This is a genomic window from Campylobacter sp. CFSAN093249, assembly GCF_011067895.1.
In the GTDB taxonomy this organism is placed as follows: Bacteria; Campylobacterota; Campylobacteria; order Campylobacterales; family Campylobacteraceae; genus Campylobacter_D; species Campylobacter_D jejuni.
In genome coordinates this window covers 229,333-244,239 of sequence record NZ_JAAMWM010000005.1, presented here as the reverse complement: position 1 = coordinate 244,239, position 14,907 = coordinate 229,333, and the positions used below count along the sequence as shown (strand labels likewise).

The window sequence follows — 14,907 nt, the reverse complement described above, 5'->3', positions numbered from 1 at the left end:
TTTAAAAATGAAAGAAATTAAGCTAAAAGAAGACTTGGAAAAAATTTATCCCTTGATAAAACAATTAAGAAATAACCTATCTTTGAAAGATTTTTTAGACAAAATCCAACTTGCTACACAAACTCAACATTATAAACTTTTTGCCTATGAAAATGAGGGAAGCTACAAAGCAGCTTGTGGAGTCATGCCCTTTAATGTACTTTATCATAATCATTGTCTTTATATTTGTGATTTTGTCGTAGATGAAACTTTAAGAGGAAAGGGTATAGGTCAAGCTTTTTTGAAAAAAATCCAAATTTGGGCAAAAGATCGAGGATATGAAGAATTAGAACTAAGTTCAAGTTTTTTTAGAACACAAGCTCATGAATTTTATATCCAAAAAATGGGTTTTGAAAAATCCGGTTTTGTTTTTAAGAAAAATATCAAACTATAATATTTTTTGATTAAGCTTTGCATTTTATAATTAATATTATTATTTTTGATTTTAAGGAATAAAATGAATTTTAAAGAACTAATTTCAAAACGCAGAGCTTGTAAACTTTTTAATGATAAAAAAATCAATGAAAAGGATTTGCATTTTATCTTAGAAAGCGGAGTCTTAGCCCCAAGCTCACATGGATTTGAGCCTTGGAAATTTGTAGTATTAGAACAAAAAGAACATAATCTTAAGCTCTCAACTCTATGTTACAATCAACAAAATGTAGCAAGTGCGAGTCATAATATTATTTTTCTAGCAAGAAAAGATCTTCAAAGCAAAGATGAATTTGCACAAAAACAAGTGCGTCGTTTCTCAGGTTCTAGCGAAGAAAATTTTCAAAAAATTTTAGAAATTTATACTCATAAAACCAATGCAATGAATGATAATGAACTCTATCATTATGCACAACTTCAATGCTATCTTGCTATGATGCAAATGTCACTAGCTGCAATGAGCTTAGGTATTGATTCTTGTATGATAGGTGGCTTTGAAAAAGCTAAGGTTGATGATTTTCTTAATTTAACTTATCCTTTTGAAACTGCTGTAATTTTATCCTTAGGATATAAAGCCCATGAACCAAAATATTCTACTCAACGCTTAAATTTTAATGAAGTCGTCGAATTTTACAAGGAAAAATAATGAAAAAAGAACTTGAAATTTTTAGTACAAGATATTCTTGTAGAAATTTTAAAAATGAAAAACTCAAAAAAGAGGATTTAAATTCTATTTTAGAAATAGCAAGATTAAGCCCAAGCTCCTTAGGACTGGAACCTTGGAAATTTATAGTAGTGCAAGATGAGAAAAGAAAAGAAGAACTTTCTAAAATTTGCAACCAGCAAAAACATGTAAAAGATTGCGCTGCGTTAATTATCATCATTTCAAGACTTGATTTTTTGGATTATTTTGAAGAAAAACTTAGAAAAAGAGATATGAGTGAAACAGAAATTCAAAAACGCTTAGATGCTTATATGCCTTTTTTAAAATCTCTAAATCAAGAAGAAAAAATATCTTATGCAAGAGAACAAGCTCATATAGCTCTAGCTAGCATACTTTACAGTGCTAATGCTTTAAATATAGCAAGCTGCACTATAGGTGGTTTTGATAAACAAAAGCTTAATTCTTATTTATCACTTGATATTCAAAAAGAAAGATCAAGTTTGGTGGTGGCTTTAGGATATTGCAACGATGAAAAAAATCCTCAAAAAAATCGTTTTAGTTTTGATGAAGTTGTAAAATTTATTTAAATTTTGCTTTTAAGCAAAATTTAAATAAAAATAAACTGATTCTTTTTTGTATTTTTACTAAGTCTTTGCTTAAATTTTATACAATTTTGATTATAATTTTACATTTAATTTCACAAGGCTTGTTATGAATTTACCCAATATCTTGGCGATTTTTAGAATGGTTTTAGCGCCTTTGCTATTTTTTTTATTAATTCATCATTTTGAAAATATTCATCAAAGTTGGATTAACTATTTTGCTGCTTTAACTTTTTCATTAGCAGCTTTAAGTGATTTTTTTGATGGATACATCGCAAGAACTTGGAAACAAACTACAAAACTGGGTGGAATCTTAGATCCATTAGCCGATAAAATGCTTGTTTTAGCAGCTTTTTTAGGGCTTTTACTTACAGGAAAAGCTAATGAATGGGTAATTTATATTATATTAGTAAGGGAATTTTTTATCACAGGTTTTAGAGTTGTAATGATTAGCGAAAATTTAAATGTCAATGCTTCTTTTGCAGGCAAACTTAAAACCGCTTTTCAAATGACTGCGATAGGATTTTTAATCATGGAGTGGATAGGCGGTGAAATTCTACTTTACATAGCTTTGATTTTAACTCTTTATTCTGGATTTGAATACATCTATACTTATATAAAAGCTCAAAAAAAAGGAGAAAAATGAGATCTTTATTATTTTTAATTGTTATTTTGATTTTGGGAATTAAATTTTATTCTATTGAATTTTTAGCAACTGTTTTAGTCATCTCATTTTTAATTTTCTTTCACGAATTAGGACATTTTTTGGCTGCAAGATCTTTGGGTGTAAAAGTTGAAGTTTTTAGTATAGGATTTGGAAAAAGTCTTATAGAGCGTGAATTTAAAGGCACAAACTATCGCTTAAGCACTTTACCACTTGGAGGATATGTTAAACTTAAAGGACAAGATGATATGCGTCCTGGTTTTGAAAATCTAGACAAAGATAGCTATAGCATTTTAAGCCCTTTAAAAAAGATTTATATTCTTTTTGCTGGACCATTTTTTAATCTAATTTTAGCTTTTTTTCTTTATATTATCATAGGAAATTTAGGTCTAAACAAACTTGCTCCGCAAATAGGAAACATAGCGCCAAACTCTGCTGCACAAGAAATAGGACTTCAAAAAAATGATACTATCTTAGAAATTAACGGTATAAGAATTCAAACCTTTGATGAAATTTCAAAGCATTTAAGTTTAGATCCTTTGAAAATATTAATCAATAGAGAAGGAAAAAATTTAGAATTTATTTTAACTCCAAAAATAGGACAAGGATACAATGACTTTGGACAAATCGTTGAAAAACCTCAACTTGGAGTCAGTCCAAATGGGACAAGCACTCTTGTAAAACACCAAGGTTTAGAAAGTTTTAAATATGCCGCACAAGAAAGTTTTCAAGCTTCTACACTCATCATCAAGGGTATTGTAAAACTCATAAGTGGTGAAGTTGAAGCAAAAAATTTAGGCGGTATTATCACCATGACTGAAATTACCTCAAAGGCTGCACAAAATAGCTTTACTTTGCTTTTATTTATCACTGCTTTAATTTCTATAAATTTAGGCATTTTAAATCTTTTACCTATTCCTATGCTTGATGGAGGACATATACTTTTTAATCTTTATGAAATGATTTTTAGACGCAAAGTTCCACAGCGTACTTTTGAATATTTAAGCTATACAGGCATGGCAATACTTTTAAGTTTAATGCTCTTTGCAACTTATAATGATATATCAAGGATTATAGGTGAATAAAAAATTTTCCTACCCTATTCCAAATTTTACTGATAGAAGAAAAAGTATAATCTTTTGGCGCTATTTGCGTTTTCAAGCAAGAAAAATTTTATATTTTCCTCAAGTAAGACTTCTAGAAAAAACGCTTAATAAAGAAAAAAATAAACATTTAAAAGACTTTTTCTCTCAAAGACCCTATGCTTGTTACAATGCTACAAGAAGATTTTGCGATAAAAGTTTTAAAGCAAATGAACGTGTTAAAACACTTATTTATGATGTTGATAAGGGACTCGCTTGTTTTAAATTTCTTCCCGAGGAACAAATAATTTTTTCTTTTGATGAAGATTTTGAGCTTTTTTTAGGATATAACTATAATGTTTGCGAAGAAGGTTTTTGGGCTTTTTCTTTAAAATTTAAAAAATACACAATCTTACAATGTAATTTTTGCTTTACTTTAGAAAACAATCTTCTACTTTCTTGTATACAAGGACATAAATACAAAGATTTTAATATTTTAGAAATTAATAAAATTTTAACTAAAAAATGTCATGGTTTGCGCCCTGTTGCTTTACTTATAGAATGCTCTAAGATGCTTTGTGAAATTTTAAAACTTCAAACTACTTTAGGTGTACATGAAAAAAATCAAATCCGTTCTCAAAAAGGAAAAGAAAAAGGCTATTTTGTAGATTATCAAAAAATTTGGCTAGAAAATGGTGGAGAATTAATAAAAATCAATAAACACAAATACTATAAACTCCACCACTCTCAAAAAAACCTAGAAGAAATCCCTTCGCAAAAACGCTCCATGTATAAAAAACGTTTTGCTATGCTTGAAGAAATCAAAACAAATTTAGATAAAACCTTAAGTATTCAAGACTAATTAAGTATATTTTGATATAATCTAGTCTTGCTTTATGCAAAATCCTTGCTCATAAAAATGGGCTTTAATATCCATAAGGAGAAAAGATGAAACATTATGAGGTTTTATTTATCTTAAAACCAACACTTACTGAAGAGGAAGTGAATGCGAAGTTGGAATTCGTTAAAGAAGTCCTAACCAAAAATAGTGCAGAAATTGAAACTGTTGTTCCAATGGGTACTAGAAAATTAGCGTATAAAATCAAAAAATACGAAAGAGGAACTTATTTTGTGATTTATTTCAAAGCTCCTACAAACTTGATCGCTGAGCTTGAAAGGGTGTTAAGAATCACTGAAGAAGTAATAAGATTTTTAATCGTAAAATATGAAAATAAAAAAGAAATTGCAGCTTGGGAAAAACTAAGCCACGGGATTAAGCAATCTAAAAAAGAAATTAAACCTTTAGATGCTCCTGAAATTCAATAAGGAAAAAGATGTTTAACAAAGTTGTTTTGGTTGGAAATCTTACACGTGATATAGAAATGCGTTATGCACAAAGCGGTAGTGCTATTGGAGCTTCCGCTATAGCAGTAACAAGAAGATTTACCGCAAATGGAGAAAAAAGAGAAGAAACTTGCTTTATTGATATAAGCTTTTATGGTCGCACCGCAGAAGTTGCAAACCAATACCTTACAAAAGGTTCAAAAGTACTCATAGAAGGACGTTTGAGATTTGAACAATGGAGTGATCAAAATGGACAAAATCGCTCTAAACATAGCATTCAAGTTGAAAATATGGAAATGCTTGGCAATTCCAATGCTCCACAACAAGGCGGAAATTTTGGCAATAATAGCTTTTCAAACAACAATTATAGTGGAAACTATGAAAATCAAAGCTATGATCCTTATATGAGTGAAAATCAAAATTTTAATAAAGCAAAAGCAAACCCTGCTCCACAAAGAAACCAAAACCCACAACACGAAGAAAAATTAAAAGAAATTGATATCGATGCTTATGATAGCGATGATACTAATTTACCATTTTAAAGGATAAACTATGGCAGAAAAAAGAAAATACTCTCGCAAATATTGCAAATACACTGAAGCAAAAGTTGAATTTATTGATTATAAAGATACAGCAATGTTAAAACATGCTTTATCTGAAAGATTTAAAATCATGCCACGCCGTTTAACAGGCACAAGCAAAAAATACCAAGAAATGGTAGAAGTTGCAATCAAACGCGCAAGACATGTAGCCCTTATCCCTTATATAGTGGATAGAAAAGAAGTAATCAATAATCCTTTTGAAGGACTATAATCTTTTAAAGCAAACTTGTAAAAAGTTTGCTTTCTTATACATTTATTCTCAAAATAAAGTTAAACCAAAGTATATTCTAAAACATCACTGAAAGTATCAACAGCAATGATTTCCATATTGTCTCTAACCTCACTAGGAATATCTTTTAAATCTCTTTCGTAATTTTTTCTTGGAATTAAAGCTGTTTTTATATCTGCTTTATAAGCTGCAATTAATTTTTCTTTTAATCCGCCTATTGGTAAAACTTTTCCTTTTAAATCTATTTCACCCGTCATTGCAACATCTGCTTTAACCTTTTTATCACTAAAAATAGAAGCAATAGCTGTGCTTATCGTAATACCTGCACTTGGGCCATCTTTTGGAGTAGCTCCATCTGGCACATGTATATGAATATTATAACTATCATAAACATTAACTTTAGGATCAATAATTATTTTTTTAGGTATTTTTATTTTTCCTTCATCGATTAAAACTTTTATCATGCTAAAAGCAATTCTAGCTGATTCTTTCATTACATCACCCAAACTTCCTGTGAGCGTTAATTCTCCTTTACCTTTAATTTTTACAGCCTCTACTTTTAAAACATCTCCACCTACGCTTGTCCAAGCCAAACCATTGACCTGACCTACTTGATTTTCTCCATTATTTTTTTCTATTTCAAAAACTTTTTTATCTAAAAATTCATTCAAATTTTTTGTATTAATAATGACTTTTTTAATATTTTCTAAAAGTAGTTTTTTAGCACTCTTACGACACAACTCTGCCACTTTGCGACGCAAATTTCTAACTCCTGATTCACGAGTATAATCGCTAATGATTAGCTCTATAGTTTCATCATCAATAAATAATTCATTGGATTTTAAGCCATGTTTTTTAAGCTCATCTGGAATTAAATATTTTTTCATTATATGAAATTTTTCACTTGGAGTATAAGAGCTAAGTTCTATAAATTCCATTCTATCTCTTAAAGGTGCAGGAATATTGCTAATATCATTTGCCGTTGCTATAAAAATGACTTTACTTAAATCAATATTAAAATTTAAATAATAATCCCTAAATTTAGAATTTTGCTCTGGATCTAAAATTTCTAAAAGCACCGCACTTGGATCGCCTCTAAAACTGCGATTTAATTTATCAATTTCATCCAATACAATTACAGGATTAATTTGTTTTGCCTCTATGAGTCCTTGAGTAATACGTCCAGGCATAGCGCCTATATAAGTTCTACGATGACCACGCAGCTCATTAACATCTTCAAGTCCACCTAAGGCTATACGAATAAGCTCTCTTTTTAAAGCTTTTGAAACAGAATTTGCCAGTGAAGTTTTACCAACGCCAGGAGGCCCATAAAGACAAAGTATAACTTTAGCACCATCTTTTTCTGCTATTTTTCTTTTTTCTAAAAGTTCCCTAACTGCAAAATATTCTTCTATGCGTTCTTTTGGTTTATTTAATGCATAATGATCATGGTTGAGCTGTTTTGAAACTTCCTTAATATCAAGTTTTTTCTTAGAAATTTTTTCAAAAGGAACATCTAATGCTGTTTCTATGTAAGTTTGAATCATCGATGCTTCGGAATTATCTTGATGAATGCGTTCGAATTTTTCAATTTGTTTTTTGATTTCTTTATAAGCGTCTTCGTGCATAAATTTCTTCTTTAACTCCAGACGCTTTTGATACTCTCTAACCTCATCTTCTTTTTGCGTATCAGAACCAAGCTCTTTTTGAATTTGTCTTAATTGTTCTTTTAAAAAATATTCTTTATTTACCTTATCAATACGAGAATGTACTTTATTTTTAATTTCTTTTTGAATTTTATTAGCTTCTATTTCTTGAGCAATTAAATCTATTAATTTTACTAATTTTTGCTCAAGATCTGTTAAAACAAAAAACTCATAAGCAACTTGTTTTTTAATACGCACAGTATTTAAAATCAAATCGCAAATCCTAGATGCATCAAAACCTTCTTCAATTGTTCTTAAAAGATCTGGAGAAAAATAATGACTAATATTTGCCAAATTTTTTACTTTCTCTTTTAAAACTTCAAGAAGTGCTTCTTTTTTAGTTCCTTCTAAAAAGTCTTCTTTTATAAGTTCTATCTTGGCTTCTAAAGGTTTATTAGAAATTTGCTCTATAATTTTACCCTTGGCATATCCTTGAAAAAGTATTTTCACTCTTCCATCAGGCAAAGGAACTTTTCGCATGATAGTCCCAATCACTCCGCAATTATAAATTTCATCAAAATTTCTTCCATTTTCCAACTTTGAAGGTGCAACAAAAAGCATGCTATCATTTTTAATCGCAAGATCTAAAGCTTTCATATTGGATGAATCGTTAATAAAAATAGGAGTTATCATAAAAGGATATAAAAATAATTCATCTTCAACCAATACTGGTAAATTTGCTGGATAATTTTGTATCTCTTCAATCTGCATTTATTTTCCTTGTTTATTAAAATCTTTCAAATATACTTCTATACCAAGGAAGCTCAGGTTTGATAATACTTTGCTGATAAAATTCACTTTCTTGAAGTCTTTGTTTATAAATTTGTGCACTTTCATCATGCCCTATGCGCTGGTATAGATTTTCTATAGTACTATTAAGATAAAAAACCGCTAAATTAAATTTTGTAAGCATTGTTTGAACCAAAGGTTCATATTCTGTATAAGGATAATCTTTCAAAAAAGTATCTATTTCCTTTTGGCTTTCAAGCATTAAAGCCTGATTACGATTTGGCACTGCAAATGCATCAAATTTTGCTTTAATTTTAAGATAACGAATATAATCAGCATTGCGCGAATTTCCAAATTTTTTATTATATTCATCTAAATAAAATTCAGCTAACTTATATTCCTCTTCATCCATATGAGCTTGTGCTAAAATAATTAAAGTAGTTTCCAATAAAGGATCGGCAACATGCTCACTTGCCATACCATTATAATGATCATCAGCTTTTTCCAAATCCTTGTCCTGTAAATCTTTAATAATTTGTTTATACCACTCACTAGCACTAAGATTGTATAAACCTTCATCATTTTTCGTACTACACGCATTAAAAAAAACACTTAAAAAAACCAATAAAAAAATACCCTTTTTCATACTTCACCTTGATTTATATTCTCAAAAATCTATATTTTAACGATTTTATAATTATGTTCTTCTAAAATTATAATAAAATTAATTAAATAATTTAAAATTTTGGAATGATTATTGCTTATTTTATGTTAAAATATTAAACATTATAACTTGAGGAGAAAACATGACCCTAGCTGTTAAATGCCCTATCTTAGGTTTTGAAGAAACCAAAAATATGGAATTTTCAACTATCGATGAAGTATTTGTAAGACTTAAAAGTCTTGATGGTAAAGACTTTTCTTTTGTTTTAATTAATCCTTATTTGATTAGACCTGATTATGAATTTGATATACCAACTTATTATCAAGAGCTTCTTTCTTTAACACCTGAATCTAATATGAAAATTTTTAATATAGTAGCCATAGCAAAAAGCATTGAAGAATCGACAGTGAATTTTCTAGCTCCAGTAGTCATTAATCTTGATAATAATACTATGGTACAAGTGATACTAGATACAGTTAATTATCCCGACTTTTTTCAAGCTGATCAAATTGCTAATTATATTAAAAAATAATGCTCTATATACTTGCAAATGGATCTATGGCAACAGCCTTAGCCTATGGGTTAAAAGATGATTATGAAATTTGTATAGTAGGAAGAAGTATAGAAAAACTTCAAGCCCTCGCCAAAGAAGGCTTTAAAACCTTACTTTACAAAGATTTTAACATAGAAGGTAAAGATGTTATTTTAGCATTTAAACCTTATGCTTTAGAAAATATTGCTCAAATGCTAAAAGGACAAGCACGTATCTTAATCTCTGTTTTAGCCAATGTTGATTTTGAAAAACTACAAACCATCAAAGCTCAAAATTATGTTAGAATAATACCCAATACAGCAGCTAAATACAAGGCTTCAACCACACCATATATACTTAAAAACTCTCATTTTGAAAATGAAATTTTAGACATTTTAAAAACTTTTGGCTCGGCTTATAAATTAGATAATGAAATACAAATGAATGCAGCTATGGCGATTAGCGGCTGCGCTCCTGCTTTTTTAGCACTTATAGCAGAAAGCATTGCTAATGCCGGAGTTTATGAAGGTTTGTCAAAAGAACTTAGTCTCAATCTTACGCGCTCTTTATTTAAAAGCTCTAGTGCTTTACTAGAACATGAACATCCAGCTATTATCAAAGAAAATATTTGCTCCCCTGGCGGAGTTACAATAAAAGGCATAAAAATACTCGAACAAAAAGGAATTCGCGGAAGTTTTTTTGAAGCCATAAATGCTAGCAGCGCTAAATGAAAAAGGCTTTCATACTTATAGAAAGCATTAGTGCTATAACGATCATATCTTTAATTTTCATTGGCATTTTTTATTACTATATTCAACTTTACAAAAACTATGAAAATTTAAATATTTTTGAAAGACTCTATAAACTTCAAGAAGAATTATATGAAAAGCCTATTTTTAAAACCATCATACTTCAAACTTCAGCCTTAAAACCTATAGTTTTACAAGAACAGTTTGTTAATGATGGTATATTTCAATTTCAAAAATTATACTTTCAAGATCAAAATTATAGCGTTTATTTTAAAGAATGAGTAAAGCTTTTACACTTTTTGAACTTATAATATCACTAATACTTTTTACTTTTATAACTAGCTTACTTTCAAAACCTTTAATGGATTTTTATCATTTAAATTTTACTGCTTTACATACAAACAATCTTATCACTCAAGCACATTTAAACTTGCTTAAAATAGAAAAATTAATACAAAATTGTATTAATATTACATTTTCACAGAATACATTAAAATGTCTTTTAAAAGATGAGTTAATTAGCCTAAAAGATAATAAACTTTATCTTATTAATTCTGCTCTTATTTTAGAAAATAATCATACACTTTATTCACCTCATTCTGATTTTAAAACACAACTCCAAAATAGAAAAGATTTATATAACGACAATGAACATATTAGCTATGCTTATAAAATTAATAAGATTGAAAAAATATCTATCTTGGAAAATGGTATATCTGCAAATTTTACAGGTAGTTTTATTCCTTTGCAAGCTCAATTAGTTATCAAATTGCAAAATGAAGAACTTATATATGAAATAAAGCCAAAATTTAATGAACAATTAAACCAACAAGGATTAATTTCTAAAAACATAAGCTCATTTAACCTGCAAAACAATAAATTAAAAATTTGCCTAAAAAGACAAACAAAACATTGCCTTGAAAAAAGAATTTTACTGTGAAAAAATCTTATGTTTTAATTTGGACAATTTTTTTAATACTACTAATAAGTCTATGGATGAGCTTGACCTTAAACATATCCAGCTATACTCCAAAAATAATCCAAGATAGTTATTACTACCTTCAAGCTCAAATTTTAAGTCACAATGCAACACAATTTTCTAAATATTTTTTATATCAAGCAAAGCAAGAAAATAAAGAATGTTTAGATAATATATATTTTAATTACGCAAAAGCTTTGATTAAAATAAAATATTTTTATCCTATTGCACAATGTGTTAATTTTAAATTTTCCAACTTCAATCCCGATGCAAATTTAAACAAAGATGGTGTTATTATAGCCCACATTAGCATTGCTTTAAATCGTGATAAAAATGTCAATGATGAAATTTTACTCACAAAAAGCATTATCATTTATCCCAAAGAAAATTTTTGGAATTTAAAAAATTAAACCAAAGTCTTAGCAAGCTTAACACACTCTAAAAGACTTTGATTTTCGCATATATAAAGATTTTTAAAATTTAAAAGCTTCTTTGCTGTGCTTTGTCCTATAACTACAACCTTATCTTCTTCTTTTAAGCTATAAAATTTTAAAAAATTTTCTACACTTAAAGGAGAGGTAAATATAAAAATAGCAGGATGAGTAAGTTTTTTGTCACCTTTTTTAAAAACATTTTCATAAACAATCACTTCATCTAAATCCACACCTACATTTTTAAGATCCAAATTTAAAGTTGAAACAATATTTTTAGCCCTTAAATACAAACATTTTTGCGTTTTTAATTCCTCTTTAAATTCAAGAAAAAGATCTTTTCCATAAGCCTTTGATGGAATTTTAATCTTTTTAAAACCTAAATTTTTAGCGTATTGAGCTGTACTTTGTCCTACAGCGTATAAATTGAGTTTAAAATTTAAAGTGATTTTTGCATTTTGTAAGGCTTTTAAAGCATTTTTTGAAGTACAGATTAAAGCATCATACAAACTCAAATCTATACTAAAATCGTAAAAAATAATCTCATTTAAAATAAGATTTTCCACCCCTTTAAAAGGAGTTTCATTTAAGAGGTAAATTTTCATAGATTTTACGCTTTAACTCTTTAGCTGCCAAAAAAGCATCTTTAGCATCCATGATCGCCCTAACCACAGCCACGCCGCTTAAATTTATACCCTTTAACTCATCAAGCACTGCTTTATCAACCCCTCCTATAGCTACAACCCCTATAGGACTTTTATCACAAATTTGGCTTAAAAGCTCAAGGCTTAAAAGCGAACTTTCTTTAGTAGGCGTTGCCTTGATAGCTCCACAACCTAAATAATTTGCTCCTTGTATGAACTCAAGTTGTTCTAGTTTTTTAAGGCTTAAGCCTATGATTTTTTCATCTCCTAAAAGCTTTCTAGCTAGTTTTACTTCTAAATCTTCCTGTCCTAAATGCACCCCATCAGCATCTAAGGCTAAAGCTATGTCCACTCTATCGTTAATCAAAAAAGGTATTTTATAAGCCTTGCAAAGTTTTTGCACCTTTAAGCCTAGTTTATAAAATTCTCTTGCATTAAGCTCTTTTTCACGAAGTTGTATGATACTTACTCCGCCTTTTATAGCATTTTCTAAAGTATTTAAAAAACACTCCTCGCTTTTATTTCCCTGAGAAGCAACTAAATAAAGGCTAAGATCTAATTTATTTTTCATCTAAAAACTTGAAAAAATGATTTGTAGGACCACAACCTTTTCCAAGATTAAGTGAATAATAAATCGCATTTCTTACATACTCTTTAGCTTCACTAACAGCGTGAAATAAATCCTTGCCTTTAGCTAAATTACTAGCAATAGCCGAAGAAAGCGTACAACCTGTACCGTGAGTATTTTTAGTTTCTATGCGTTCGCCTTTTAAAATATAAATTTCTTTTCCATTATAAAGCACATCATTGGCATTTGCTTCACTATGTCCGCCTTTAAGTAAAACTGCCTTAGCCCCCAAGCTGCATAAATGCTTAGCTGCTTTTATCATCTGCTCTTCATTAGCGATCTTAAAACCACATAAAAACTCTGCTTCAGGAATATTAGGAGTAAGAATGTCTGCAAATTTTATTATAGTTTGTTTGAAAAAATCACAATTTTCTTGCGGCATTAAAGCATAGCCATTTTTGGCAAACATTACAGGATCAATAACTACATTTTGAGGTTTAAACTCGCTTAAATTTTTAGCTACACAGCTCATTAATTCACAAGAACCTATTATTCCGATTTTAGTTGCCTTTGGCACTATATCTTCAAACACGGCAAGCATTTGTTCATCCACGCTTTGAGTAGGTATATCGTGTACAGAAATCACCCTTGCGGTATTTTCAGCTACCACACTTAAAACCACACTCATACCAAAAAGATTGTGTGCACTAAAGGTTTTAAGATCGGCTTGTATCCCTGCTCCACCACTACAATCACTCCCTGCTATAGTTAAAACAGGTATAAGTTCACTTCCTTTTGCTTTCATAAATCTTCCTTTAAAATTTTGATCCATTCTTCACCCTTAGGGCTTAATTTTTGTCCTTTAAAACTCTGTTTTGCAAAAGCTACAATCAAAGCATGAAAAATTTGATAAAGTTCGTAAAGTTCGCATTTTTTTCCTAAAATTTTATACAAATTTTCTTGCTCACTCTCTATGTCACTTTGAAAAAATTCTCTTAATTCTTCATAATTTTCAAACTCATAACCTAAGTAAAAAGCCAAACGCAAACTATAATTATCTACAACCAAAATCTCTCTTTTGCAAAGATAGTTTAAAATACTATCAACGCTTTCAAAACCTAAACCTTTGATATTTAAAAGCCATTCTCTGCTTGCATTTGTTTTAAAATTTTCTAAATTTTCATAAGTGTTTATGATACTTTCTACCAAACCTTTTAAACGCTTAGTTTTGGTATTATAAAATCCGCTAGGCTTAATTAAAGTTGCAAGTTCTAAATTGGATAAAGTATTGATTTGTTCTAAGCTTGCAATATTTTCTTTTTTTAAATTTTCTAAAGCTTTTAAGACATTTTTCCAATTTGTATTTTGAGTTAAAACGACAGAAATTAAAAGCTCAAATTCACTCAATCCTTGATTTTCAAGCCAATCAAAATCATGATAATTTAAATCCAAATTTAAAAGCTTGGTAAAAATTTGTGCTCCAGTCATTTAAAATTCTCCTTAAAAGCTAAATAAAATTGCTTTGCGGTACGACCACTTCTACTTGCTCTTAGAGTAGCGAATTCTTTAGCTTTAGCGTGTAAAAGCTCTTTATCGCAAGAATAATCTTTAAAATAAAAATCTATCATCTTTAAATACTCTTCTAAATTTCCCTGATAAAAACTTAACCACAAACCAAATCTATCACTCAAGCTTAATCTTTCTTCGGCAGCATCGCTTAAATGAAGTTCTGTATGTGCAATTTGCGTATCAAGATTATCAGCAATACTTTCACTTAATAAATGCCTACGATTTGAACTCGCATAAATAATTACATTATTTGGGGCTTTTTCTATGCTTCCCTCAAGTAAAGGTTTTAAAAATTTATAACTATCATCTCCTTTCTCAAAAGAAAAATCATCACAAAAAAGTATAAATTTAAAATTTTCTAATCTGATTTCATCGATGATATCTACTAAGGCAAATAAATCTTCTTTATTTAATTCGACAAGTCTTAAGCCCTGATCTTTAAATTCGTTAAATATGGCTTTAATTAAACTTGATTTTCCAGTGCCCTTAGATCCCCATAAAAGTGCGTGATTTGCTCCCTTATCTTGAATGAAATTTAAAGTATTTTCATAAAGTGCTTTTTTTTGACTTTCCATACCTACTAAATCTTTTAAAGTGATAGGATCGATTTCAAAAATAGGCTTTAAATAGTCTTTTCTTGCTCTATAAATTGCTGCATAAGTTTTATTCCAATCCATT

21 protein-coding genes are annotated in these 14,907 nt (G+C 29.2%); 14 read left to right on the top strand and 7 right to left on the bottom strand.

Going from position 1 to position 14,907, the window contains the following annotated elements; translation table 11 throughout:
• Positions 1-7: 7 nt before the first annotated feature.
• The 9 genes from FBF10_RS05085 to rpsR all read left to right on the top strand — a co-directional run bounded on the left by FBF10_RS05085 (position 8) and on the right by rpsR (position 5,640).
• Positions 8-433, top strand: coding sequence for a GNAT family N-acetyltransferase (locus FBF10_RS05085; protein ID WP_002859154.1), 426 nt, complete (start codon positions 8-10; stop codon positions 431-433).
• Between the two features lie 63 nt (positions 434-496).
• Positions 497-1,117: an NAD(P)H-dependent oxidoreductase gene (locus FBF10_RS05080; protein ID WP_002852938.1), complete on the top strand. Its 621-nt coding sequence runs from the start codon at positions 497-499 to the stop codon at positions 1,115-1,117.
• Positions 1,117-1,722: an NAD(P)H-dependent oxidoreductase gene (locus tag FBF10_RS05075; RefSeq protein ID WP_002853045.1), complete on the top strand. Its 606-nt coding sequence runs from the start codon at positions 1,117-1,119 to the stop codon at positions 1,720-1,722. The genes FBF10_RS05080 and FBF10_RS05075 overlap by 1 nt, the downstream gene beginning before the upstream one ends.
• 124 nt (positions 1,723-1,846) lie before the next feature.
• Positions 1,847-2,383, top strand: coding sequence for a CDP-diacylglycerol--glycerol-3-phosphate 3-phosphatidyltransferase (gene pgsA, locus FBF10_RS05070; protein WP_002853053.1), 537 nt, complete (start codon positions 1,847-1,849; stop codon positions 2,381-2,383).
• On the top strand, positions 2,380-3,486 hold the full coding sequence (gene rseP, locus FBF10_RS05065) for an RIP metalloprotease RseP (RefSeq protein WP_002852927.1): 1,107 nt from the start codon (positions 2,380-2,382) through the stop codon (positions 3,484-3,486). The genes pgsA and rseP overlap by 4 nt, the downstream gene beginning before the upstream one ends.
• Positions 3,479-4,345 carry a VirK family antimicrobial peptide resistance protein gene (locus FBF10_RS05060; RefSeq protein WP_002859152.1) on the top strand — a complete coding sequence of 289 codons (867 nt, stop codon included), beginning with the start codon at positions 3,479-3,481 and terminating at the stop codon, positions 4,343-4,345. Before rseP ends, FBF10_RS05060 begins: the two co-directional genes overlap by 8 nt.
• Before the next feature lie 86 nt (positions 4,346-4,431).
• The gene (gene rpsF / locus FBF10_RS05055; protein WP_002853062.1) at positions 4,432-4,809 is read left to right on the top strand and encodes a 30S ribosomal protein S6; all 378 of its coding nucleotides are present in this window, start codon (positions 4,432-4,434) and stop codon (positions 4,807-4,809) included.
• 8 nt (positions 4,810-4,817) lie between these two features.
• Positions 4,818-5,369, top strand: coding sequence for a single-stranded DNA-binding protein (locus FBF10_RS05050; RefSeq protein WP_002853013.1), 552 nt, complete (start codon positions 4,818-4,820; stop codon positions 5,367-5,369).
• Positions 5,370-5,379: 10 nt separating this feature from the next.
• Positions 5,380-5,640 (top strand): 30S ribosomal protein S18, encoded by a 261-nt coding sequence (gene rpsR, locus FBF10_RS05045; RefSeq protein WP_002853032.1) that lies wholly within the window; start codon positions 5,380-5,382, stop codon positions 5,638-5,640.
• Positions 5,641-5,699: 59 nt separating this feature from the next.
• Here the strand turns inward: rpsR and lon are convergent, their stop codons facing one another.
• Together lon and FBF10_RS05035 are read right to left on the bottom strand one after the other, a co-directional pair.
• Positions 5,700-8,075, bottom strand: a complete 2,376-nt coding sequence (gene lon, locus FBF10_RS05040; protein ID WP_002853487.1) for an endopeptidase La — start codon at positions 8,073-8,075, stop codon at positions 5,700-5,702.
• 16 nt (positions 8,076-8,091) lie between these two features.
• Complete coding sequence (locus FBF10_RS05035) at positions 8,092-8,739, bottom strand: outer membrane protein assembly factor BamD (protein ID WP_002877748.1); 648 nt, start codon at positions 8,737-8,739, stop codon at positions 8,092-8,094.
• 160 nt (positions 8,740-8,899) lie between these two features.
• Here FBF10_RS05035 and fliW point away from each other — a divergent pair, with 160 nt between their 5' ends.
• From fliW to FBF10_RS05010, 5 genes are read left to right on the top strand one after another with little or no spacing between them, the layout of a single operon-like run.
• Positions 8,900-9,289 (top strand): flagellar assembly protein FliW, encoded by a 390-nt coding sequence (gene fliW / locus FBF10_RS05030; RefSeq protein WP_002852982.1) that lies wholly within the window; start codon positions 8,900-8,902, stop codon positions 9,287-9,289.
• Positions 9,289-10,020, top strand: coding sequence for a pyrroline-5-carboxylate reductase (locus FBF10_RS05025; protein ID WP_002859150.1), 732 nt, complete (start codon positions 9,289-9,291; stop codon positions 10,018-10,020). Before fliW ends, FBF10_RS05025 begins: the two co-directional genes overlap by 1 nt.
• Positions 10,017-10,319 (top strand): type II secretion system protein, encoded by a 303-nt coding sequence (locus FBF10_RS05020; RefSeq protein WP_002853046.1) that lies wholly within the window; start codon positions 10,017-10,019, stop codon positions 10,317-10,319. The genes FBF10_RS05025 and FBF10_RS05020 overlap by 4 nt, the downstream gene beginning before the upstream one ends.
• Complete coding sequence (locus FBF10_RS05015; protein WP_002858296.1) at positions 10,316-10,978, top strand: hypothetical protein; 663 nt, start codon at positions 10,316-10,318, stop codon at positions 10,976-10,978. The genes FBF10_RS05020 and FBF10_RS05015 overlap by 4 nt, the downstream gene beginning before the upstream one ends.
• A complete protein-coding gene (locus FBF10_RS05010) occupies positions 10,975-11,427 on the top strand; it encodes a hypothetical protein (protein ID WP_057033281.1) in 453 nt (150 codons plus the stop codon). The genes FBF10_RS05015 and FBF10_RS05010 overlap by 4 nt, the downstream gene beginning before the upstream one ends.
• On the opposite strand, the gene FBF10_RS05005 is transcribed toward FBF10_RS05010, so the two are convergent.
• The 5 genes from FBF10_RS05005 to FBF10_RS04985 are packed head-to-tail and all read right to left on the bottom strand — an operon-like array spanning position 11,424 to position 14,906.
• The gene (locus FBF10_RS05005) at positions 11,424-12,053 is read right to left on the bottom strand and encodes a uroporphyrinogen-III synthase (protein ID WP_002856298.1); all 630 of its coding nucleotides are present in this window, start codon (positions 12,051-12,053) and stop codon (positions 11,424-11,426) included. The genes FBF10_RS05010 and FBF10_RS05005 overlap by 4 nt on opposite strands.
• A complete protein-coding gene (gene thiE / locus FBF10_RS05000; RefSeq protein ID WP_002856400.1) occupies positions 12,031-12,663 on the bottom strand; it encodes a thiamine phosphate synthase in 633 nt (210 codons plus the stop codon). Before thiE ends, FBF10_RS05005 begins: the two co-directional genes overlap by 23 nt.
• On the bottom strand, positions 12,653-13,465 hold the full coding sequence (gene thiD, locus FBF10_RS04995; protein ID WP_002869542.1) for a bifunctional hydroxymethylpyrimidine kinase/phosphomethylpyrimidine kinase: 813 nt from the start codon (positions 13,463-13,465) through the stop codon (positions 12,653-12,655). The genes thiE and thiD overlap by 11 nt, the downstream gene beginning before the upstream one ends.
• Complete coding sequence (locus FBF10_RS04990) at positions 13,462-14,148, bottom strand: endonuclease III domain-containing protein (protein WP_002852847.1); 687 nt, start codon at positions 14,146-14,148, stop codon at positions 13,462-13,464. Before FBF10_RS04990 ends, thiD begins: the two co-directional genes overlap by 4 nt.
• On the bottom strand, positions 14,145-14,906 hold the full coding sequence (locus FBF10_RS04985) for an ATP-binding protein (protein WP_002856328.1): 762 nt from the start codon (positions 14,904-14,906) through the stop codon (positions 14,145-14,147). Before FBF10_RS04985 ends, FBF10_RS04990 begins: the two co-directional genes overlap by 4 nt.
• Position 14,907: the final 1 nt, after the last annotated feature.